The sequence below is a fragment of the Rhizobium ecuadorense genome, from assembly GCF_001187535.1.
Lineage (GTDB): Bacteria > Pseudomonadota > Alphaproteobacteria > Rhizobiales > Rhizobiaceae > Rhizobium > Rhizobium ecuadorense.
The window spans coordinates 1-418 of record NZ_LFIO01001795.1 but is presented as its reverse complement, the minus strand read 5'-3'; the positions used below and the strand labels follow the sequence as shown (position 1 = coordinate 418).

Below are 418 nucleotides of genomic sequence, written 5' to 3'. Positions count from 1 at the left end.
GCTTGGGCAGCGCGCCAAGCTTGGCTTCGAGCTGCGACCAGTCCATACGGTCCTTTTCGGTATCGGAATTGAGGGGCGCGAGTTCCTGCGCGACGGCCGCGCCGAACATGAGGCTGGCGGCAATGCCGGCAGCAAGGGTCGTCTTCAAAAAGGTCGTCATCGGTTCCTCCCGGATAGGGTCGATCGGCACGCCTCCGGCATGCCTTGGGTTCAAGGGTCGTAGAAATTCAGGGTATGTTGACGGTCAGGCAGTTCAGCCGAGCATGAGTTCCTGGACAACCGCCTGCGCAGAGACTGCATCCTGTCGGTCAATCGCCCCGCAGAGACGATTGTCCTGCTCGAGGCGATCCACCACCGTCAGCATCCGCTTGACGGTCTGGATGTTCACCTCGCATTCGTGGACCGGATCGAGACCGGT

General features: G+C 61.2%; 1 pseudogene. It reads right to left on the bottom strand.

Features of this window, described 5'->3' with window-relative positions:
* Positions 1–160 (bottom strand): annotated as a pseudogene (locus AF337_RS45945) (sugar ABC transporter substrate-binding protein); the annotation flags it as partial.
* Positions 161–418: the final 258 nt, after the last annotated feature.